Origin of the sequence: Photobacterium obscurum (assembly GCF_026191635.1) — a bacterium.
GTDB classification, from domain to species: domain Bacteria; phylum Pseudomonadota; class Gammaproteobacteria; order Enterobacterales; family Vibrionaceae; genus Photobacterium; species Photobacterium obscurum.
Genome location: NZ_JAKRRW010000084.1, coordinates 1 through 215, shown reverse-complemented (window position 1 = coordinate 215; position 215 = coordinate 1). Strand labels below are relative to the sequence as shown.

Annotated in this window: 1 tRNA gene; it reads right to left on the bottom strand. The window is 53.0% G+C overall.

From position 1 onward, the window contains the following. Positions 1–35: 35 nt before the first annotated feature. Positions 36–112: transfer RNA gene (locus MD588_RS26025), tRNA-Met, on the bottom strand. Positions 113–215: the final 103 nt, after the last annotated feature.

The following is a 215-nucleotide window of genomic DNA, read 5'->3' as shown; positions in this document are numbered from 1 at the left end:
AGCTGAGCTAGTGTCGCATATTCTCGTAAGAGAATTGGTTGCGGGGGCCGGATTTGAACCGACGACCTTCGGGTTATGAGCCCGACGAGCTACCAAGCTGCTCCACCCCGCGTCCGTATTGTTTCACCGTTTAAAGTACCGTGAGAACTTTTAAATTGGAGCGACACACGAGGTTCGAACTCGTGACCTCAACCTTGGCAAGGTTGCGCTCTACC